23 protein-coding genes are annotated in these 20,275 nt (G+C 71.6%); 5 read left to right on the top strand and 18 right to left on the bottom strand.

Going from position 1 to position 20,275, the window contains the following annotated elements:
* Positions 1 to 103: 103 nt before the first annotated feature.
* Both ACIQG9_RS21095 and ACIQG9_RS21090 read left to right on the top strand, forming a co-directional pair.
* Positions 104 to 949, top strand: coding sequence for an ABC transporter ATP-binding protein (locus ACIQG9_RS21095; RefSeq protein WP_400404869.1), 846 nt, complete (start codon positions 104 to 106; stop codon positions 947 to 949).
* Positions 949 to 1,794 carry an ABC transporter permease gene (locus tag ACIQG9_RS21090; protein ID WP_400404868.1) on the top strand — a complete coding sequence of 282 codons (846 nt, stop codon included), beginning with the start codon at positions 949 to 951 and terminating at the stop codon, positions 1,792 to 1,794. The genes ACIQG9_RS21095 and ACIQG9_RS21090 overlap by 1 nt, the downstream gene beginning before the upstream one ends.
* A 150-nt stretch (positions 1,795 to 1,944) precedes the next feature.
* Here ACIQG9_RS21090 and ACIQG9_RS21085 read toward each other — a convergent pair whose 3' ends face one another.
* The gene (locus ACIQG9_RS21085) at positions 1,945 to 2,793 is read right to left on the bottom strand and encodes a 3-hydroxyacyl-CoA dehydrogenase family protein (protein ID WP_400404865.1); all 849 of its coding nucleotides are present in this window, start codon (positions 2,791 to 2,793) and stop codon (positions 1,945 to 1,947) included.
* Positions 2,794 to 2,918: 125 nt separating this feature from the next.
* Entirely contained in the window at positions 2,919 to 4,358 is a 1,440-nt protein-coding gene (murA, locus tag ACIQG9_RS21080; protein WP_400404862.1) for a UDP-N-acetylglucosamine 1-carboxyvinyltransferase, read from the bottom strand.
* Between murA and ACIQG9_RS21075 the strand changes: the two genes are divergently transcribed.
* Positions 4,357 to 4,929 carry a cob(I)yrinic acid a,c-diamide adenosyltransferase gene (locus tag ACIQG9_RS21075; RefSeq protein ID WP_400404859.1) on the top strand — a complete coding sequence of 191 codons (573 nt, stop codon included), beginning with the start codon at positions 4,357 to 4,359 and terminating at the stop codon, positions 4,927 to 4,929. The two genes, murA and ACIQG9_RS21075, sit on opposite strands and share 2 nt — an antisense overlap.
* The gene (locus ACIQG9_RS21070; RefSeq protein ID WP_400404856.1) at positions 4,905 to 5,324 is read left to right on the top strand and encodes a VOC family protein; all 420 of its coding nucleotides are present in this window, start codon (positions 4,905 to 4,907) and stop codon (positions 5,322 to 5,324) included. Before ACIQG9_RS21075 ends, ACIQG9_RS21070 begins: the two co-directional genes overlap by 25 nt.
* A 100-nt stretch (positions 5,325 to 5,424) precedes the next feature.
* On the opposite strand, the gene ACIQG9_RS21065 is transcribed toward ACIQG9_RS21070, so the two are convergent.
* From ACIQG9_RS21065 to ACIQG9_RS21055, 3 genes are all read right to left on the bottom strand, one after another.
* Positions 5,425 to 6,147, bottom strand: a complete 723-nt coding sequence (locus ACIQG9_RS21065) for a DedA family protein (RefSeq protein ID WP_400404853.1) — start codon at positions 6,145 to 6,147, stop codon at positions 5,425 to 5,427.
* A 430-nt stretch (positions 6,148 to 6,577) separates the two neighbouring features.
* Positions 6,578 to 7,276, bottom strand: coding sequence for a response regulator (locus ACIQG9_RS21060; RefSeq protein ID WP_400404851.1), 699 nt, complete (start codon positions 7,274 to 7,276; stop codon positions 6,578 to 6,580).
* On the bottom strand, positions 7,273 to 8,454 hold the full coding sequence (locus ACIQG9_RS21055; protein ID WP_400404848.1) for a sensor histidine kinase: 1,182 nt from the start codon (positions 8,452 to 8,454) through the stop codon (positions 7,273 to 7,275). Before ACIQG9_RS21055 ends, ACIQG9_RS21060 begins: the two co-directional genes overlap by 4 nt.
* A gap of 129 nt (positions 8,455 to 8,583) precedes the next feature.
* Between ACIQG9_RS21055 and ACIQG9_RS21050 the strand changes: the two genes are divergently transcribed.
* Positions 8,584 to 9,180: a class I SAM-dependent methyltransferase gene (locus tag ACIQG9_RS21050; protein ID WP_400404846.1), complete on the top strand. Its 597-nt coding sequence runs from the start codon at positions 8,584 to 8,586 to the stop codon at positions 9,178 to 9,180.
* Between the two features lie 12 nt (positions 9,181 to 9,192).
* Here the strand turns inward: ACIQG9_RS21050 and ACIQG9_RS21045 are convergent, their stop codons facing one another.
* The 13 genes from ACIQG9_RS21045 to glyA form a co-directional block, all read right to left on the bottom strand.
* Entirely contained in the window at positions 9,193 to 9,648 is a 456-nt protein-coding gene (locus ACIQG9_RS21045; RefSeq protein WP_400404843.1) for a DUF2550 domain-containing protein, read from the bottom strand.
* Between the two features lie 12 nt (positions 9,649 to 9,660).
* Positions 9,661 to 9,939, bottom strand: a complete 279-nt coding sequence (locus ACIQG9_RS21040; RefSeq protein WP_400404841.1) for a F0F1 ATP synthase subunit epsilon — start codon at positions 9,937 to 9,939, stop codon at positions 9,661 to 9,663.
* Between the two features lie 148 nt (positions 9,940 to 10,087).
* The gene (locus tag ACIQG9_RS21035; RefSeq protein WP_400404839.1) at positions 10,088 to 11,230 is read right to left on the bottom strand and encodes an LCP family protein; all 1,143 of its coding nucleotides are present in this window, start codon (positions 11,228 to 11,230) and stop codon (positions 10,088 to 10,090) included.
* Positions 11,231 to 11,521: 291 nt separating this feature from the next.
* Positions 11,522 to 12,961: a F0F1 ATP synthase subunit beta gene (gene atpD, locus ACIQG9_RS21030; RefSeq protein WP_400404837.1), complete on the bottom strand. Its 1,440-nt coding sequence runs from the start codon at positions 12,959 to 12,961 to the stop codon at positions 11,522 to 11,524.
* Positions 12,961 to 13,890 (bottom strand): F0F1 ATP synthase subunit gamma, encoded by a 930-nt coding sequence (locus tag ACIQG9_RS21025; protein WP_400404835.1) that lies wholly within the window; start codon positions 13,888 to 13,890, stop codon positions 12,961 to 12,963. The genes atpD and ACIQG9_RS21025 overlap by 1 nt, the downstream gene beginning before the upstream one ends.
* Before the next feature lie 9 nt (positions 13,891 to 13,899).
* Entirely contained in the window at positions 13,900 to 15,540 is a 1,641-nt protein-coding gene (gene atpA / locus ACIQG9_RS21020; RefSeq protein ID WP_400404832.1) for a F0F1 ATP synthase subunit alpha, read from the bottom strand.
* Between the two features lie 87 nt (positions 15,541 to 15,627).
* Entirely contained in the window at positions 15,628 to 16,449 is an 822-nt protein-coding gene (locus ACIQG9_RS21015) for a F0F1 ATP synthase subunit delta (RefSeq protein WP_400404829.1), read from the bottom strand.
* A complete protein-coding gene (locus ACIQG9_RS21010; RefSeq protein ID WP_400404826.1) occupies positions 16,449 to 16,988 on the bottom strand; it encodes a F0F1 ATP synthase subunit B in 540 nt (179 codons plus the stop codon). The genes ACIQG9_RS21015 and ACIQG9_RS21010 overlap by 1 nt, the downstream gene beginning before the upstream one ends.
* A 27-nt stretch (positions 16,989 to 17,015) precedes the next feature.
* On the bottom strand, positions 17,016 to 17,252 hold the full coding sequence (locus tag ACIQG9_RS21005; protein WP_400404823.1) for a F0F1 ATP synthase subunit C: 237 nt from the start codon (positions 17,250 to 17,252) through the stop codon (positions 17,016 to 17,018).
* Between the two features lie 67 nt (positions 17,253 to 17,319).
* On the bottom strand, positions 17,320 to 18,117 hold the full coding sequence (gene atpB / locus ACIQG9_RS21000) for a F0F1 ATP synthase subunit A (protein ID WP_400404820.1): 798 nt from the start codon (positions 18,115 to 18,117) through the stop codon (positions 17,320 to 17,322).
* A gap of 11 nt (positions 18,118 to 18,128) precedes the next feature.
* Positions 18,129 to 18,365 carry a hypothetical protein gene (locus ACIQG9_RS20995; RefSeq protein ID WP_400404817.1) on the bottom strand — a complete coding sequence of 79 codons (237 nt, stop codon included), beginning with the start codon at positions 18,363 to 18,365 and terminating at the stop codon, positions 18,129 to 18,131.
* Positions 18,366 to 18,539: 174 nt separating this feature from the next.
* On the bottom strand, positions 18,540 to 18,971 hold the full coding sequence (locus ACIQG9_RS20990; RefSeq protein ID WP_400404815.1) for a hypothetical protein: 432 nt from the start codon (positions 18,969 to 18,971) through the stop codon (positions 18,540 to 18,542).
* Positions 18,964 to 20,253 (bottom strand): serine hydroxymethyltransferase, encoded by a 1,290-nt coding sequence (gene glyA, locus ACIQG9_RS20985; RefSeq protein WP_400404813.1) that lies wholly within the window; start codon positions 20,251 to 20,253, stop codon positions 18,964 to 18,966. Before glyA ends, ACIQG9_RS20990 begins: the two co-directional genes overlap by 8 nt.
* Positions 20,254 to 20,275 lie beyond the last annotated feature (22 nt).

Raw genomic sequence — 20,275 nt, 5'->3', positions numbered from 1 at the left:
CAGGTCCATGGAGCGGACCACCGGGCACAGCCGGCGCGGCATGGCGGACACCACCACACCCCCGGGCAGCCGGCACCGGCCCGCAGGTCGCACACTGGACGTCATGGATGACGAGCTCGCGATCTCCGTACGGGGACTGCGCAAGGCGTACGGCGACAACGTCGCGGTGGCGGGGGTGGACCTGGACGTCCGCCGGGGCGAGGTGTTCGCCCTGCTCGGCCCGAACGGCGCGGGCAAGACCACCACCGTGGAGATCCTGGAGGGCTACCGGCGGCGCGACGCCGGCGAGGTGCGCGTACTCGGCAGCGACCCGGCCCGGCCGGCGGCGGACTGGCGGTCCCGGGTCGGCATCGTGCTCCAGGGCACCGGCGAGTTCGACGAACTGACCGTCGCCGAGGTGGTCCGGCACTTCTCCGGCTTCTACCCCGGGGCCGACGACCCGGACAAGGTCGTCGAGCGGGTCGGGCTGGGGGCCAAGGCGAAGGCCCGCACGCACACCCTCTCTGGCGGGCAGAAGCGCCGGCTCGACGTGGCGCTGGGCATCATCGGCCGCCCCGAGCTGCTCTTCCTCGACGAGCCGACCACCGGTTTCGATCCGGAGGCCCGGCGCGAGTTCTGGGAGCTGATCCGGGACCTGGCCGCCGCCGGCACCACCATCGTGCTCACCACCCACTACCTGGACGAGGCCGAGTCCCTGGCCGACCGGGTCGGGGTGATCGCCGCCGGGCGGGTCGTCGAGGTGGCCCCGCCGAACCGGCTCGGCAACCGGCAGGACGCCCTGGCGACGGTCTCCTGGCGTACCCCGGACGGGACGCCGGAGACGGCGCAGAGCGCGACGCCGACGGCCCTGGTGGCGGAGCTGGCCGCGCGCTTCGGCGGTGAGGTGCCCGGTCTCACGGTGACCCGGCCGACCCTGGAAGACGTCTACCTGAGCATGATCGGACACTGATGACCACCACCACGAAGCCGGCGGCCCCGGTCGCCGCCCACCCGGCCCGGCGGATCGGGCCGGGCGCGCTCGCCCTGCGGCAGGGCCGACTGGAGATCACCCAGTTCCTGCGCAGCCGGGAGTCCGTCGTCTTCACGATGGGCTTCCCGATCATCATGATCCTGATCTTCGCGTCGATCTTCGACGGGACGATCGGCGGCGGGGTGAAGTTCACCCAGTACTTCATCACCGGCATGATCGCCACCGGCCTGATGACGGTGAGCTTCCAGAACCTCGGCATCTGGATCCCGATCGAGCGGGACCGGGGCGTGCTCAAGCGCTACCGGGGCACCCCGATGCCGAAGTGGGTCTGGTTCGCCGGCAAGGTGCTCATGGTGGTGGCGATCGGCGTCGCCGAGACCGCGCTGCTGCTGGTCGTCGCCGTGGCCCTGTTCGACCTCGACCTGCCCGGCACCGCCGGCAGGTGGTTCACCTTCGGCTGGGTCGCGGTGCTCGGGGTGACCGCCTGCACCCTGTGCGGCATCGCCATCTCGTCGCTGGCCCGCACCGCGCGCAGCGGTTCGGCCGTGGTCACCCCGGTCTCCCTGGTGCTCCAGTTCGTCTCCGGGGTGTTCTTCGTCTTCACCGACCTGCCCGCCTGGATGCAGCAGGTCGCGGCGCTCTTCCCACTGAAGTGGATGTGCCAGGGGCTGCGGGCGGTGTTCCTGCCGGACAGCTTCGGCGCCCAGGAGCCCGGCGGCTCCTTCGAGCTGGGTCGGGTCGCCCTGGTGCTCGCGCTCTGGTGCGTCATCGGCCTGGTCCTCTGCCTGACCACCTTCCGCTGGACCACCAAGCGCGACGGCTGACCCACCGCGCCCGCCCCACCGCCCCACCCCGTCCCGTCCGCGCCGGTCCGGGGTCGGCCATGGTCAAATGCGTCTCGCCGAGGTAGCGGTGTCTGCTCAATGGCGACACCGCTACCTCGGCGGGATTGCGAACCTGCCCAGCGACGGGAGTCAGTACGAGTAGAAGCCCTGGCCGGTCTTGCGGCCCAGGTCGCCGGCGGTGGCCATCCGCTGGAGCAGCTCCGGCGGGAAGAACTTCTCGTCGGCGGTGTCGGTATAGATGTTCTTCGTCGCGTTCAGCAGCACGTCCACGCCGGTCAGGTCGACCGTGGCGAGCGGGCCCATGGCGTGACCGAAGCCCAGCTTGCAGGCGGTGTCCAGGTCCTCTGCCGACATCACCCCGGACTCGACCAGCTTCACCGCCTCCATGGCCAGCGCGCAGATCAGCCGGGTGGTGACGAAACCGGCGATGTCCCGGTTGACCACCACGACCGTCTTGCCGATCCCCTCGGCGAACGCCTTCGCGGTGGCGATGGTCCCGTCGCTGGTCTTGTAGCCCCGCACCAGCTCGCAGAGCTTCATCATCGGCACCGGCGAGAAGAAGTGGGTGCCGACGACCGCCTCCGGCCGCTCGGTCACCGTGGCGATCTGGGTCACCGGGATGGCCGAGGTGTTGGTGGCCAGCACCGCGTCGGACTTGCAGATCTTGTCCAGCGCGCGGAACACCTCGTGCTTGATCTCGATCTTCTCGAAGACCGCCTCGACCACGATGTCCGCGTCGGCCGCCGCCTCCAGCTCGGTGGTCGGGGTGATCCGGCCCAGGGTCGCCTCCACCTCGGACGGGTCGATCTTCCCCTTCTCGGCGAACTTCGCCAGCGACCTGCGGATGCCGTCGAGGCCCCGCGTGGTGGCCGCGTCGTCCACGTCCCGCAGGGTCACCTGCCAGCCCGCCTGCGCCGCCACCTGGGCGATGCCGGAGCCCATCAGCCCGGCCCCGACGACCGCGAGTCGACCCGCCATCTGCTTCTCCCTCGCTGCGTGTGAGTGTCTGACAGCACCCTAGTCGGCGAGCCTGAACGACGGCTAAGCCCCTCGTACGCGCCTCGGCGGGACGACCGGCCCGGTCGCCCCGCGAATGGACCGACTCAGATGGTCAGGTCGGGCGCCTCCGGGGTGGTGCCCCGCTCCACCTCGACGCCGAGCGCCCGCAGGTCGGCCACGAAGTCGGGGTAGCCCCGGTCGACGTGGTGCACGTGGGAGACCTCGGTGACCCCGTCCGCGCAGAGCCCCGCGATGATCAGACCGGCGCCGGCCCGGATGTCGGTGGCCCGCACCGGGGCACCGGAGAACCGGTCCCGGCCCCGGACCACGGCGTGGTGGCCGTCGGTCTTGATGTCCGCGCCGAGACGCATCATCTCGTTGGCGAACATGAACCGGCCGTCGAAGATGTTCTCGGTGATCAGGGACGCGCCGTCGCTCACCGCGGCGAGCCCGATCGCCATCGGCAGCAGATCGGTGGCGAAACCGGGGTACGGCAGGGTGACCACGTCGACGGCGGACGGCCGGTCGTCGGCGCGTACCCGGAAGGCGTCGCCCCGGGTCTCCACCAGCGCGCCGGCCGCCACCAGCTTGTCCAGCGCGACCTCCAGGTACGCCGGGTCGATCCCGGTGACCGTGACGTCCCCCCGGGTCATCGCCGCGCCGAAGGCCCAGGTGCCGGCGACGATCCGGTCCCCCACCGTGGCGTGCCGTACCGGACGCAGCTCGGACACCCCGACGATCCGCAGGGTGGAGCTGCCGCAGCCGGAGATCCGGGCACCCATCCGGTTGAGCATGGTGCAGATGTCGACGATCTCCGGTTCCCGGGCCGCGTTGTCGATCACCGTCGCGCCCCGGGCCAGAACCGCCGCCATCACCAGGTTCTCGGTGGCGCCCACGCTCGGGAAGTCCAGCACGATCTCCGCGCCGTGCAGGCCGTCCGGGGCGGCGGCGATGACGAAGCCGTGCTCACCGGAGATCTCCGCGCCCATCCGGGCCAGCCCGGCGATGTGCATGTCCAGGCCCCGGGAGCCGATGGCGTCGCCGCCCGGGTGGGCGACCCGCACGTACCCCCGGCGGGCCAGCAGCGGGCCGAGCACGCAGATCGACGCCCGCAACCGGCGGACCAGGTCGTAGTCGGCCTCCGTACCGGGCCGTTCGGGCACGTCGATGACGACCGAGCGGGACCGGGCCAGCCCGCCGTGCGCGACCATCGGGTCCACCGGGTCGTCCGCCTCGAACCGCACCCCGCACCCGAGCCGGCGCAGCACCTCGCCCATGATCGCGATGTCGGTGATCCGGGGGACGTTGGTGATCACGCTGCGCCCCGGCGCGAGCAGCGCCGCCGCCATCAACTTGAGCGCCGAGTTCTTCGCGCCGACCACGTGCACCGTGCCGGCCAGGCGGGCGTCCCCGCCCACCCGGATGACGTCGACGTCGTCGACCGCCGGGTCACCGGCGTCACCCGGCCCCACCCCCGCCGGCCAGCCGGCCGGCTCCGGCCGGGCCGGGATCGTCAGGTCAGGTATCCGTAGGCTGTGCGTCATGGCCGTCCACCTCACGCGCATCTACACCAGGGCCGGCGACGCCGGCATGACCAGGCTGAGCAACAACGAGCAGGTGCCGAAGACCGATCCGCGGATCGCCGCGTACGCGGATGTCGACGAGTGCAACGCCGCGATCGGCGTGGCGCTCGCCCTCGGGCAGCTCGACGACGAGCTGCGGGCCGTGCTGGAGTCGATCCAGAACGACCTGTTCGACGTCGGCGCCGACCTGGCCACCCCCGTCGAGCCGGACCCGGAGTACCCGCCGCTGCGGGTCACCGAGGAGTACGTGGAGCGCCTCGAAGGCTGGTGCGACGAGTACAACGGGCGCCTGAGCAAGCTCGACTCCTTCATCCTCCCCGGCGGCACCGCGGGCGCGGCGCTGCTACACGTGGCACGGACGATCGCCCGGCGCGCCGAACGGGCGGCCTGGGCCCTGGTCGCCCACGATCCGGATCGCACCAGCCCCCTTCCGGCAAAGTATCTCAACCGGCTCTCCGACCTGCTGTTCATCCTGTCAAGAACGGCAAATCCGGCCGGCGATGTGCTATGGGTGCCGGGCGGCAAGCGCTGAGCGCCGGCGCGCTGCACCACGTCGAGCTCTGGGTACCCGATCTCGACGCCGCGAAGCGGAGTTGGGGCTGGCTGCTCGGTGAACTCGGCTGGACGCCGTACCAGGACTGGCCGGCCGGGCGGTCCTGGCGGCTCGGCCCGACGTACCTGGTCATGGAGCAGTCGCCCGCGCTCACCGGGCGGATCCACGACCGGCTCGCCCCCGGGCTCAACCACCTGGCGTTCCACGGCGGTCCGCCCGCCGCGGTGGACCGGCTGGTCGCCGCCGCCCCGGCCCACGGCTGGACGCTGCTCTTCCCCGACCGCCACCCGCACGCCGGCGGCCCCGACACGTACGCCGGCTACCTCACCGACCAGCAGGGCTACGAGGTCGAACTGGTCGCCGGGACCGACTGACCGGCACCGCCGGGAGCTGGCAGGTCGGACAGGACGTGGGCTGACAGGTGGGACAGGACGTGGGCCGGCGCGCGGGTCAGTACGTGGGCCGGCGCGCGGGTCAGGACCGGTCCAGCGCGCCCCGGCGGGTCGGGGCGCTCCGCCCGGCACCCGGCCGCCGGGAACCGGGCACCCGCCATCGCGGTGGCCGACCCGACCGGGCCGCCCCGGAACAGCGCCGGACCGGAGCCCGCCGACGACGAACCCGGCGTACGGTCAGCGCGACCGCGACGGCCGCGACCAGCACCACCGCGGCAGCGGACGGCAGCCCGGCGGACGCCGCGCCGGCCGCCCAGCCGAGCAGCACCGTGCCGGGTACCCAGACCAGCACCGCGACCCCGTCGAAGAACACGAACCGGGGGTACGGCAACCCGGCCGCGCCGGCCACCCGGGGCACCAGGGTACGCACGAACGCGGTCCACCGGCCGAGCAGCACCGCCGTACCGCCCCTGGCGGCGATCAGCGCCTCGGCCCGCCGCCAGCGGTGCTCGCCGACCCACCGCCCCAGCCGGCCGGCACGCAGCCGGGGCCCGAACAGTCGGCCCTCCAGGTAGCCGAGCTGGTCCCCGACGAAGGCCGCGAGGGTGGTGACGGCGAGCGCCACGCCGAGGTCCAACCGACCGGCCCGGGCCAGCAGCCCGACGGTCAGCATCGTGGTCGCCGCCGGCAGTACCACCCCGACCAGCAGGCCCACCTCGGCGGCGAGCACCGCCGCCGCGATCAGCAGGACGTACCCGGGCGGCAGGGTGCCGAGGCGGTCCAGCAGGGAATCCACGAAGGTCATGTCAGCAAGCGTGGTGCACCGACCCGGCCCCGCCGGTCCTCCCGGCGGCCGGGCCGGATCCTCCGGGTGGCCGGTCGGCCCCCTAGGGCGATGACCACCCAACCGCTACCGGTTGTCCCGAGCGGTGGATCCGCGCGGTCAGTCGATCTCGCGCCATGGACGACCGACGTGGGGCACCCCGCTGCCGTCGGGGTGGGGCTTTGTGCCGTTCGTGGGCGGGGCGCCGTGCCGACGGGGCGGGGCGCCGTGCCGACGGGGACACCTTCACTCCGAAGCGGTATGCCGCTCTGTCATATTTATGCCGCAGGGGCATAGCGGTGTCCCGGCATACCATTGCCGGGCGGAGAGTTTTCGGGCGGAATGTCGGGTTTTGTCGAGCGGCTGGGTGGGGGTCGGGGCGGTCAACCCGGCCGACGTCCGGACGCGGCGCCTAGGGAGCAGCCAGGGTGGGCACCGGGTTGAAGTCGTCGTCCACCAGTCCGAGCCGGTGCGCCACCACCGCCGCCTGCACCCGGTTGCGCAGGTCCAGCTTCTCCATCGCCGCCGAGACATGGGTCTTCACCGTGGTGACCCCCAGGTGCAGGCGGGCACCGATCTCCGCGTTGGACAGGCCGGTGCCGACCAGCGCCAGCACCTCCCGCTCCCGGGGGCTGAGCAGCCGCAGCCCCGGCTGCGGCACCCTGGTCTCCGGCCGCAGCTCATGGTTGTGGGCGGCGATCGCCCGGCGGACGATCCGGGCCAGCACCGGCGGTGCCACCAGCGCCTCGCCCCGGGCCGCCCGGCCCACGGCGTCGATCAACTCCTCGGGCGCGCCGTCCTTCACCAGGTAACCGATCGCCCCGGCGCCCAGCGCGCCGTAGACGTCGGCGTCGTCGGCGAAGGTGGTCAGCACCACGACCCGGACCCCTGGTTGCCGGCCGAGGATCCGGCGGGTCGCCTCGATGCCGTCCATCCGGGGCATCCGCAGATCCATCAGGACGATGTCGGGGCGCAACCGCTCCGTGAGACGGACCGCCTCGTGACCGTCGCCCGCCTCGCCGACGATCTCGAAACCGCCGGCGGTGCGTAACAGCAGGCCCACGCCGGCCCGGACCAGCGCCTGGTCGTCCACCACGAGCACCCGGATCACGGAGCCTCCCGTACCGGCAGCCGGGCCAGCAACCGCCACCCGCCGGCGTGGGTCGGGCCGGCGGTCAGGGTGCCGCCCAGCAGCCCCACCCGCTCCCGCATCCCGGCCAGGCCGTGCCCGGACGAGGGCAGGACCGGGCCGGGCCGGGGGTGCTCCGGGCCGCTGTCGCGCACCTCGACCAGCAGCCCGACCGGCTCCGACCGGACGACCACGGTGGCGCTCGCGCCCGCACCGGCGTGCTTGAGGCTGTTGGTCAGCGCCTCCTGGATCACCCGGGCGGCGGTGGTACGCACCACCAGCGGTGTGCTGGCCGCCCGGTCGTCGATGGTGACCCGCACGGCCAGGCCGGCGGCCCGGACCAGCCGCTGCGCCTCGGTGATGATCTGCTCGGGCTCCACCATCGGCGCGCCGCCCTCGATCGCCTCCGGGTCACGCAGCACCTCCAGCAGCTCGCGTAGCTCGTCCAGCACCCGTCCGGCGGTGGACCGCAGGTCGCCGAGCGCCGCCACGGCCTCGTCCACCCGCCCGGTCCGCCGGGTGGCGTACTGGGCGGCCCCGGCCTGGAGGGCGATCGCCGCGACGTGGTGGGCGACGATGTCGTGCAGGTCCCGGGCGATGCTGGCCCGCTCGGCGAGCCGGGCGGCCCGGGTCTGCATCTCCTGCCGCGACTCGGCGTCCCGGGCCCGCTCCTCGGCCACCATCGCGGCGTTGCGCAGCCCCCGCAGGTAGCGGCCGAAGGCGACCGGCGCGGCCGACGACCCGACCAGCATGGCCAGCCGGAGCAGACCCGCACCACCGGCCAGCACGGCCGGCGGGCCCGAGGCGACCACCGTGTAGACCACGACCGCGAGGAACAGCGCGAAGGCCGCGCCGGTGGCCGGCCAGCCCGCCCGGTACGCGACGAACCCCAGCGCCGCCGCGGCGCACAGCAGCGGGGTTCCCGTGCCGAACGGCGCGAGCTGGACCGCGGCCAGCATCAGCGCGATCTCCAGCACCAGCACCGGCCAGGGCCACCGGCGCACCCCCACCAGGGCCAGCCCCGCGGTCGCGGCGAGCACCGCGTTGACGCCCCGGTCGGTGACCCCCGGGGTCACGCTGTTCAGACTGCTGGCCAGCCCCAGCCCGGCCGCGACCAGCCCGAGCAACAGCTCCGGCCACCAGGCGCGTCCACCTCTCACCCGGCCAACCCTACGGAACGCCCGACCGACGGCGGTCCTCCCAGCGGTCGCCCGACCTCCTCCGGGTGGCCGGTCCACCGGCCACCGGAGCGATCCGGCGTCCCGGCTGCCGTTCCTAGCCTCGGCGGCATGAGCGATTCGTGGACGTTCCTCAGCCAGTTCTCCCGGCATCCGTTCACCGTCGGCGCGGTGGCCCCCAGCGGGCCGGGGCTGGCCGCCGACATCACGGCGGCGGTGCCCCGCACGGGGGACCCGGTGGTGGTCGAGCTGGGCCCGGGTACGGGCGCGTTCACCCACGCCATCCAGCGCCGGCTCGGCGGTCGGGGTCGGCACCTGGCGCTGGAGGTCAACCCGCGCTTCGCGGCGCGGGTGGCGCGGCGGTACCCGACGGTGGAGGTGGTGCTCGGCGACGCGGCGGCGCTCGGTGGCCTGTTGGCCGCGCGCCGGCACCCGTCCGCCGACGTGGTGGTCAGCGGCCTGCCCTGGGCGGCGTTCCGCGAGGGCCGGCAGCGCAGCGTGCTGGACGCGGTGGCGGCCGGGCTGGCCGACGGGGGCGCGTTCACCACGTTCGCCTACCGGCACGCGCTGTGGACACCGCCGGCCCGGCGCTTCCGCAGCCTGCTGGAGCGGGTGTTCGACGAGGTCACGGTGGGCCGTACGGTCTGGGGGAACCTGCCGCCGGCACTGGTCTACCACTGTCGCCGCCCGGTACGCGCCGGAGGCTGACGGCGCGGCGGGTCAGGCGGCGGGCCAGTCCTGGGAGGCCAGACGCGGCGAGGCCGCCCCGGGTGGGGCGGCCTCGAGCCAGGAGAGGAAACCGGTGACCGTGGAGCGCGCCATGGCGATCTCGACCGGAGCATGCTGACTGGTACAGCGGATGATCACCCAGTCGGCGGGCATGGAGAGGCGTTCCTGCCCCTCGGCGAGGCGCCGCCGCTCCACCACCAGCTCCTTGCGGGAGAGCACCCGCTTGGGCCGCAGCGCGAAGCTGAACATCCGGTACCACCGGAGTTCGTCGCCGACGAAGCGGGCGAAGCCCGGGGACCAGCCGCGGCCGTCCAGGACGGTGGTGACCCGGACGCTCAACCGGATGATGCCCCCGCTGAGGGTGACCAGGGCCCGCCGGAGGAAGAGGATCAGGAGCGCGGCGAGGATCACCGCGATACCGATTCCGATCCCTTCCACGATCCTCATCGGCGGGTCGGCTCAGCGGGCCGGGGTGGCCGGGGTGGCGCTCTCGGCGAGGACCGTCACGCCCTCACCGGTCACCGACAGGAAGCCGCCGGCGATGTCGTAGGCGACCTGCTGACCGCCGGCCTGCTTGATCCGGACCTGGCTCGGCTCCGCGAGCTGGCCGAGCAGCGGCGCGTGGCCGGGCAGCACGCCCAGCTCGCCCTCGGTCGTCCGGGCGACGACCATCTCGGCCTCGCCGGACCAGACCTTCTCCTCGACGGCTACGAGCTCGACGTGAAGCTGCTGTGCCACGCTGTCTCCTTGCTGCGGCGGCGGATTGTCGAAAGTCTAGTCCCGCCGGCGGGAGCAACCCAACGCGGGTGGCGAGACCTGCACCACCCGGGTGGCGACACGCCGGTGCCGGGCCGGCGCGGAGCCGGCCCGGCGGGTGCTCGGGGCGTCACTTGGCCTTGTTGCGGAACTCCGGGTGTTCCAGCATGAAGGCGTCCAGTTGCTCGTCCCTGAGGGCGGCGAAGAAGTCGTCGGCGACGGGGAGCAGCCGCTCGCCCCGGTAGGCGGAACCGGTGCCGATCCCCTCCCCCGGCAGCTTGATCAGCTCGACGTTCTCCGAGCGGATGCCCTTGAGCGCGATGGCGAAGTCGACCACGCTGCTGCCCCGGCCGTTGAAGGTGAGCGACTGGCCGGCGGCCCGGATCACCCGGTCCAGCATGATCGGGTTGGTCACCACGTCGGCGCTGAACGCCTGGTTGACCATGGCCTTGATGAACTGCTGCTGGTGCCGCTGCCGGCCGTAGTCGGAGTCGGGGACGCCGTTCTTCGGGTAGCGCTGCCGGACGTAGTCCAGCGCCTGCCACCCGCTCAGGTGCTGGTCGCCCTTCTTGTACACCGCCTGCGGGCCGATGTAGCCCGCGCCGTTCGGGTTGCCCTTGCGGTGCGTGCCGTCCGGCTCGCGGTGCTCGGAGCGCACCTCCCGCTCGATGTACATGTCGACGCCGCCCATCGCGTCGACGATCTTCTGGAAGCCGGTGAAGTTGATGATCGCGCCGGCGTCGAACCGGTCGATCCCGATCACCTTCTGTACGGTCTTGGCGAGCAGTTCGAAGCCCTGCGGCGTGCTCGGGTTCTCGCCCTGCACGATGCTGCCGTGCGACATCGCCCCGTTGATCTTGCCGGAGCCGCCCCGGTAACCCGCCTTGTCGAACTTCGGGATGTCGACGTACAGGTCACGCGGGATGGAGAAGATGTACGCCCGGTCGAGCGACTCCGGCACGTGCAGCACCATGATCGAGTCGGCCAGCGGCGGCGTCTCCGGATTCCGGGGGTCGATGCCCACCAGGAGGATGTTCAGCGGCCCCTTGACGTTGCTCTTACGCTCCTGCGCCCCGGCCGCCTGGTCGCCGAAGAGGTCGGCCTTGCCCACCGAGCCCTCGTAGCGGGACAGCAGCGCCTCGTAGCCCACCAGCACCGCCCCGCTGAGCACCATCAGCACCACCCCGAAGATGGTGCACGTCCGGGCCCAGCGCGGCACACCCGACCAGATGGACGACTTGCCGCCGCCCTTGCCGGCCTTACCCACGAGCATCTCCATTCGTCGCGCCCACGACAAGGAGACGGGCGCACGCAGCCGAAAAGTTGCACCGGATCGGCGCCCGTCGCGGGCGCCGCGCCCGAAACGGTACCCCGCTGCGGTGGGAACCGGTTACCCGGCAACCGGGCAGCCGGCGCGACCAGCCAACCGACGGGCGAAGGCCGGCTGCCACCCCCGTGACCGGAGGGCGGCGGTCACCCGACGGGCGAAGGGCCACCAGCCACCCGACGGGCGAAGGCCACCCCGGCGAACCGGGGTGGCCTTCGTCAGACGCCTGTCGGAGGGTCAGCCCTCCGCCATCAGCTCCTTCGCCTTGCGCTCCAGGTCCTCCAGACCGCCGCACATGAAGAAGGCCTGCTCGGGGAAGTGGTCGTACTCGCCCTCGCTGATCTTCTTGAACGCCTCGATGGTCTCCGCGATCGGGACCGTCGAACCCGGCACGCCGGTGAACTGCTCGGCGGCGTAGGTGTTCTGCGACAGGAAGCGTTCGATCCGCCGCGCCCGCTGCACGGTGATCTTGTCTTCCTCGGAAAGCTCCTCGATACCGAGGATGGCGATGATGTCCTGCAGGTCCTTGTACTTCTGCAGGATCCGCTTGACCTCGGTGGCGACCGCGAAGTGCTCCTCGCCGACGAACTCCGGGGCGAGGATCCGGGACGAGGACGCCAGCGGGTCCACGGCCGGGTAGATGCCCTTGTCGGAGATCGACCGCTCCAGGTTGGTGGTCGCGTCGAGGTGGGCGAACGTGGTGGCCGGAGCGGGGTCGGTGTAGTCGTCCGCCGGCACGTAGATCGCCTGCATCGAGGTGATGGCCTGGCCCCGGACGGAGGTGATCCGCTCCTGGAGTTCGCCCATCTCGTCGGCCAGGGTCGGCTGGTAACCCACGGCGCTCGGCATCCGGCCGAGCAGCGTGGAGACCTCGGAACCGGCCTGGGTGAAGCGGAAGATGTTGTCGATGAAGAGCAGCACCTCCTGCTTCTGCACGTCACGGAAGTACTCCGCCATGGTGAGCGCGGAGAGCGCGACCCGCAGCCGGGTGCCCGGCGGCTCGTCCATCTGGCCGTAGACCAGCGCGGTCTTGTCGATGACGCCGGACTCGGTCATCTCGGCGATGAGGTCGTTGCCCTCACGGGTGCGCTCACCCACGCCGGCGAAGACCGACGTACCACCGAAGTTCCGGGCCACTCGGGTGATCATCTCCTGGATGAGCACCGTCTTGCCCACGCCCGCGCCACCGAACAGGCCGATCTTGCCGCCCTTGACGTACGGGGCGAGCAGGTCGATGACCTTGATGCCGGTCTCCAGCATCTCGGTCTTCGGCTCCAGGTCCGCGAAGGCCGGGGCCTTGCGGTGGATGCCCCACCGGTCGTCCGCGTTCAGCGTCTCGCCCTCGGTGAGGTTGAGGCACTCGCCGATGGCGTTGAAGACGTGGCCCTTGACCGCGTCGCCCACCGGGACGGTGATCGGCAGGCCGGTGTCGCGCACCTCGGCGCCCCGGACCAGGCCGTCGGTCGGCTGCATCGAGATGGCGCGGATCAGGTTGTCACCCAGGTGCTGGGCGACCTCCAGGGTCAGCGTCTTCTCACCGCCGGAGAGGGTCACGTTGACGTGCAGGGCGTTGAACAGGGCCGGCATGCCGTCGCGCGGGAACTCGGCGTCGACGACCGGGCCGATGACCCGGACCACGCGACCCGTGGCCGTCTTGGTCTCTACTGGGGCAGTCATCACACTTCACTTCCCGACGCGGCCAGCGCGTTCGCGCCGCCGACGATCTCGCTGATCTCCTGGGTGATCCCGGCCTGCCGGGCCGAGTTCATCTCACGCGTGTACTTCTCGATCATGTCTTCGGCGTTGTCGGTGGCGCTCTTCATCGCCCGCCGACGGGCCGCCGACTCGCTCGCCGCCGACTCCAGCAACGCCGCGTAGATCCGCGTGTTGATGTACTTCGGCAGCAGCGCGTCGAGCAGCGACTCCGCCTCCGGCTCGAACTCGTACGCCGGCAGCAGCCCCTCGGAGCGCGGCCGGTCCTCGACCTGCATCGGACCGATGACCTTGGCGACCGGGGTCTGGGTCATCAGCGAGTGGAACTCGGTGTAGACGATGTGCAACTCGTCGATCCCGAGCACCCCGTCCGCCCCCGGGTGGCTGTCCGTGTCGTCCGCGCCGGCGGTGAACGCCTTGATCAGCGTCTCACCCACCTCGCGGGCGTCGGCGAACGTCGGCTGCTCCGAGAAGCCCGTCCAGTTCGCCTCGATCGGCCAGTCGCGGAACCGGTAGAACCCGACGCCCTTGCGGCCGATGACGTAGAGCACGGGCTCCTTGCCCTCGTCCCGCAGCCGGGCGATCAGCGACTGGGCCGTCTTGATCGCATTGGAGCTGTAGCCGCCGGCCAGACCACGGTCGGAGGTCACCAGCAGGACGCCCGCCCGCCGAACCCGCTCGCGCGGGGTGAGCAGCGGGTGGTCGATCCGCGCGTTGGACGCCAGCGCGGTGAGCACCCCGGTGATGGCCTGGGCGTACGGCAGGGACGCCTGCACCCGGGCCTGGGCCTTGGCGATCCGGCTCGTCGCCACGAGCTCCATCGCCTTGGTGATCTTCTTCATCCCCTTCGCCGAGCGAATCCGTTGACGAAGAACGCGTACCTGGGCCGCCATGCGTCAGCCCTACTGCTTCTCGGCGTTGTCGCGGTAGCGGGTCACCGTCTCGCGGTTCTCCTCGCCCTCCAGCGGCTTGGCCGGGGCCTCGTTGATCCGGGGCTCGTCCTCCTTGCCCAGGAACGTCTGCTTGAAGCTCGCGATGGCCTGGTCGAGGGTGGCGGTCACCTCGTCGCCCCACTTGTTGTCGGCGATCGTCGCGAGGACACCCTCGTGCTTGTGCCGCAGGTACTGGAGGAACTCCGCCTCGAAGCGGCGGACGTCACCGACCGGGATGTCGTCCAGCTTGCCCTCGGTGCCGGCCCAGACCGAGACGACCTGCTCCTGCACCGGGAACGGCGAGTAGTTCGGCTGCTTGAGCAGCTCGACCAGGCGGGAACCGCGGTCGAGCTGGGCGCGGGACGCCTTGTCCAGGTCGGAGGCGAAGGCGGCGAACGCCTCCAGCTCACGGAACTGGGCCAGGTTGAGCCGCAGCGAACCGGCGACCTTCCGCATCGGCTTCACCTGCGCGGCGCCACCGACCCGGGAGACCGAGGTGCCGACGTTGATGGCCGGCCGGACGCCCTGGTTGAACAGGTCGGTCTCCAGGAAGATCTGGCCGTCGGTGATGGAGATGACGTTGGTCGGGATGAAGGCCGAGATGTCGTTGGCCTTCGTCTCGATGATCGGCAGGCCGGTCATCGAGCCGCCACCCAGCTCGTCGGAGAGCTTCGCGCAGCGCTCCAGCAGGCGGGAGTGCAGGTAGAAGACGTCACCCGGGTACGCCTCACGGCCCGGCGGGCGACGCAGCAGCAGCGACACGGCCCGGTACGCCTCGGCCTGCTTGCTCAGGTCGTCGAAGACGATCAGGACGTGCTTGCCGCCGTACATCCAGTGCTGCCCGATGGACGAGCCGGTGTACGGGGCGAGGTACTTGAAGCCGGCCGGGTCGGAGGCCGGCGAGGCGACGATGGTGGTGTATTCCAGCGCGCCCGCGTCCTCCAGGATGCCCTTGATCGAGGCGACCGTGGAGGCCTTCTGGCCGATGGCGACGTAGATGCAGCGGACCTGCTTCTTCGGGTCGCCGGAGCGCCAGTTGTCCCGCTGGTTGATGATGGTGTCCAGGGCGACCGTGGTCTTACCGGTCTTCCGGTCACCGATGATCAACTGCCGCTGGCCCCGACCGATCGGGGTCATCGCGTCGATCGCCTTGATACCGGTCTGCAGCGGCTCGTCGACGGACTGCCGGGACATCACGTTCGGGGCCTGGAGCTCCAGCTCGCGGAAGCCCTCGTCGGCGATGTCACCGAGCCCGTCGATCGGCTGGCCGAGCGCGTTGACCACGCGGCCGAGGAAGGCGTCGCCGACCGGCACGGAGAGCACCCGGCCGGTGCGCTTGACGCGCTGCCCCTCCTCCAGCTTGCCGGAGTCACCGAGAACGACGACACCGATCTCCCGGACGTCGAGGTTCAGCGCCACGCCGAGCGTGCCGTCCTCGAACTCCAGGAGCTCGTTGGTCATGGTCGAGGGGAGTCCCTCGACGTGGGCGATGCCGTCGCCGGTGTCGGCGACGGTGCCGACCTCCTCGCGGGAGACGTCGGTCGAGTAGGAGGAGACGTAGCGCTCCAGGGCGCCGCGGATCTCCTCCGTCGAGATGGTCAGCTCGGCCATCCTCTGCTTCCTTAAGTATCAGGGGCCCGGGATACCTAGTACCGACCGGTCCGAATGGCGTCGATCAAAGGGCTGCGAGGACGCTGATCAGCGCTTCGCGAGCGCGTTGCGGGTCTCGTGGAGACGGCGCAGGACGGTGCCGTCGTACAGGTCGGAGCCGACCCGCACGCTCACCCCGCCGAGCACCCCGGGGTCGACCGTCTGCTTGACGGAAACCTCTCGACCGTACATGGCGGAGAGGCGGCCACTGAGGCGACGTTCGTCCTCGTCACTCAACGGTGCGGCCACGGTCACGTACGCGACCTGGCGATCCCGCCGGTCGGCGGCCAGCTCGACCAGCCGGGTGAGCGCCCCGGTGAAGGAGCGTCCCCCGAACCCGCCGAGGGCGGCCTCGACGAGGCGGACGGTGACCGGACGGGCCTTGTCGGCGAGCAGCTCGCGGGTCAGGGCGACCCGCCGCTCGGCCGGGGCCATCGGGTCGGCCAGCGCGTTGCCCAGCTCCGGCTGACCGGCGACGACCTGACCGAAGCGGAACAGCTCGTCCTCGACCTCGCCGAGGTCGCCGGCGGAGTCGGCGCTGGCCAGCAGCGCCTCCACGCCGAGCCGCTCGGTGCCGTCGAGCAGTTCCGACGGCGCCGACCAGCGGCCGGACACCAGCCCGGTCAGCAGGTCGTGCGCGTCCGCGCCCACCTTGCCGGCCAGGATCCCGGCCAGCAGTCCGGCCCGGTCGGCACCGGTGCGGGCCGGGTCCGACAGCGCCCGGCGCAGCCGGGGCTCGCGCCGCAGCAGGTCGGCGACGGAGAGGATGTCGTCGGCGGTGGCGGCCACCGCCGACGGCTCCGCGCCGCGGACGTACGCGTCGAGGCGCTCGGCCGCGACCTTGTACGACTCCCGGCTGGCGGCCTGCATCAGCGGGCCCCCGCGCTCTCGAGGTTGCTCAGGAACCGGTCGACGGTCCCCTTGCGACGCGCCTCGTCGGCGAGCGACTCACCGACGATCTTGCTGGCCAGGTCGACCGCGATCGTGCCGACCTCGGTGCGCAGCTCGCGCACGATGGTGGCCCGCTCGGCGGAGAGCTGCTCCTTGCCGGCCGCGATGATCCGGTCGGATTCCTCCCGCGCCTTGGCGAGGATGTCCTGCCGGATGCCCTCCGCGTCGGCCCGGGCGTCGTCCCGGATCTTGGCGGCGTCGGTACGCGCCTCGGCGAGCTGCGCGCGGTACTGCTCGAGGAGCTGGTTGGCCTCGGCCTGGGCGGCCTCGGCGCGCTTGATACCGCCCTCGATCGCGTCCACCCGGGCCTGGAACGTCTGCTCCATGCGGGGGAAGACGAACTTCATCAGCACGATGCAGAGCACGATGAAGGCGACGCCACCGACCACGATCTCCTGCCAGAGCGGGATGATCGGGTTGTGGGTCGACTCACCACCCTGAGCGGCGAGCAGGTACATGGAAACCTCCCGGTCAGAAGGGCGGGATCAGGAACTGGTGCCAGCCCAGATGAAGCCGAAGGCGATACCCAGCAGCGCGAGCGCCTCGATGACGGCGAAGCCGATCCAGACGTACGGCAGGGTCATCCGGGACGACTCCGGCTGGCGGGCCGTCGACTGGATGTAGGCGGCGAAGACCAGGCCGACGCCGATGCCGGGACCGATGGCGGCGAGGCCGTAGCCGATGGCAGCGGTGCTGCCGTTTACCGCGGCGATAACGTCCATTGGTTGGTTCCTCCTGGTTATCACGCGTGACGGTCACGCGGGACGACAACGGGTGGTACGAGGTGACTCAGTGCTCTTCGGCGAGCGCGCCCTGCACGTAGCTGGCGGTGAGCACCGTGAAGACGTATGCCTGCAGGCAGATCACCAGGAACTCGAGGAAGGTCAGCGCGATCGTCATCACCCAGGACAGCACCGAGACCGGGGCCAGCCAGGCGTTGGCGCTGATCATCGCGAAGCCGCCGAGCGTGAAGACCAGCAGGAGCATGTGGCCGGCGAACATGTTCGCGAAGAGACGGACGGCCAGCGAGAACGGCCGGACGATGAAGGTCGAGAAGAACTCGATCGGGACCAGCAGCGGCAGGATGTACCAGGGCGCCGGCGGGAACAGGGAGTTCTTGACGAACTTGCCGAAGCCGTGGTGCCGGATGCCGACCCAGATGAACATCACGTAGCTGATCACGGCGAGGAAGGCCGGGAAGGCGATGTGCGAGTTCGGCGAGATCTGGAACAGCGGCACGATCGCGAAGAAGTTGGTCAGCAGGATGAAGCAGAACAGCGTGGTGAAGTACGGCGCGAACCGCACCCCCGCGTGCCCGATCATGTCGACCGCGATGTTGTTCCGCACGAAGCCGTAGATCGACTCGGCGAGCCACTGCTTCTTGGTCGGCACGAGCTGTGGCTTCCGGTAGGTCGCCAGGAAGAAGATGATCAGGACGCCGACGGCGATCCAGACCATTGCCGTGATCTTGGTGAACCAGTACGAGTCGGGCGCACCCCAGGGCAGGATGCTGGGCAGGTAGAAGTCCTCCACGCTGGGTGGGAATGCCGCCTGGCCCGCTGCCAGGACGTTCGCCTGTCCGAACACCGCGTCCCTTCCTAAGTAGGCGTGCCGAGTCGGCGGACGACCAGGATGATCCCCCCGGCCATGCCGAGCACGACGCCGATCCCGGTGGCGACGCCCCCGGTGTCGAGCCACTGGTCGACCAGCCAGCCGATGAAACCCCAGACGAGCATGCCCCCGATGAGGTACGAGAGCGCGGTCCAACCCTGACCGGCGCCGGTCGGAACGTCGTCCGGGCCGCCGGTGGGTTGGGGGGTTTGGTCACCAGCCATGACGGGGCGAACGATATCAGCCTGAGATATGAGGCTGTGCCTCACCCCCCGCACAACCTTCGTTGTGTGGGCATCTGGCGGGCAAAGTCGTCTGGAGGCACGCTACTCCCCTTCCGCCCGTGGGAGAATGACCGAACGTGGACAGTCGCGCGTGCCGTCCGAACGGTGGGACGGTCAGCCGACGGGTCGGCGGGCGTGCACCCTGGTCAACCACCAGATGTGCACCCCGGTCCAGCCGGCCACCCCGGCCGCGATACCGGCACAGAGCGGAATCAGCCCGTCCCAGCCGGTCGACGCCACCCCGACCATGACCACCCCGAGCAGGGTGAACTTCGCCGCGTACAGGCCCAGTCCCAACGGGAGCACGAGCTGCGGGTTGATCGCGTCGGCCCAGGCCAGCACCACCGTGGTCAGGGTGTAGCTGAACGCGGTCACCGCCACCCCGGCCGCCGCGCCGAGCGCCGCGGCACCGCCGCCGGTCACCCCGCCGACCACCGCCGCCACCGCGCCCAGCGCCGCCGAGGCCGCCAGCAGCACCGGCAGGTGGCGCAGCCGCCACCGCCGGTCGTCGGCCGCCGCCGGCACCCGCGTCCCCGGCTCAGCCACGGGGGTACGCCGGGAAGGCGGCGGCCAGCTCGGCGACCTCGCCGGCGATCCCGGCGAGCGTGTCGGCGCCCCCGGGCGCGGCGGGATCGGTCCGGACCGCCCGGGCGATCAGCGACGCGACCTGCCGCATCTCCGGCTCACCCATGCCCTGGGTGGTGACGCTCGGGGTGCCCACCCGGATGCCGGAGGCGACCATCGGCGGGTGCGGGTCGTACGGGATCGCGTTCTTGTTCAGGGTGACGGTGGCCGCGTCGCAGCGGGCCTCCGCCGCCGCCCCGGTCACCCCGGTCTCCCGCAGGTCGACCAGGGCCAGGTGGGTGTCGGTACCGCCGGAGACCGGGCGCATCCCCTCGTCGGCCAGCCCGGCGGCGAGCGCCCGCGCGTTGGCGACCACCTGCGCGGCGTACGCGCGGAACTCGGGCTGGGCGGCCTCGCGCAGCGCGACCGCCTTGGCCGCGACGGCGTGCATCAGCGGGCCGCCCTGGGTGAACGGGAAGACCGCCTTGTCGATCCGGGCGGCCAGCGGCTCCCGGCACAGGATCATGCCGCCGCGCGGGCCGCGCAGCACCTTGTGGGTGGTGAGGCAGACCACGTCGGCGTACGGCACCGGGGACGGGATCGCCTTCCCGGCGACCAGCCCGACGAAGTGCGCGGCGTCCACCATCAGGTACGCCCCCACCTCGTCGGCGATCTCCCGGAACCGCGGGAAGTCGATCAGCCGGGGATACGCCGTGGCCCCGCAAATGATCATCTTGGGGCGATGGGCCCGCGCGAGATCCCGCACCTCGTCGTAGTCGATCAGCTCGGTGTCCCGCCGGACGGTGTAGCCGACGGTGTGGAACCAGCGGCCGGAGAAGTTCACCCGGCTGCCGTGGGTCAGGTGCCCGCCGTGCGGCAGGTCCATCGCCAGCACGGTGTCCCCCGGCTGCACCAGCGCGGCGTACGCGGCCAGGTTGGCGCTCGCCCCGGAGTGCGGCTGGAGGTTGGCGTGCTCGGCGTCGAACAGCTCCTTCGCCCGGGCGATGCCGATCTCCTCGGCCCGGTCCACCTCGGCGCACCCGCCGTAGTAGCGCCGGCCCGGGTAGCCCTCGGCGTACTTGTTGGTCAGCGTCGAACCCAACGCGGCGAGCACCGCCGGTGAGGTCAGGTTCTCGCTGGCGATCAGTTGCAACCCGCCGCGCAGCCGGTCCAACTCGCCGAGCACCACCCCGGCGATCTCCGGATCTACGGTACTGAGCTGCTGGAAGTCCGGCCCCCAGAAGGTGTCACTCGCGTTCTCCACAGCGGAGAAGTCTACGGAGCCG

Source organism: Micromonospora sp. NPDC092111 (assembly GCF_044755745.1).
Lineage (GTDB): Bacteria > Actinomycetota > Actinomycetes > Mycobacteriales > Micromonosporaceae > Micromonospora.
Note: the sequence above shows the minus strand (reverse complement) of the source record. Positions and strands in the feature narration are given on the sequence as shown.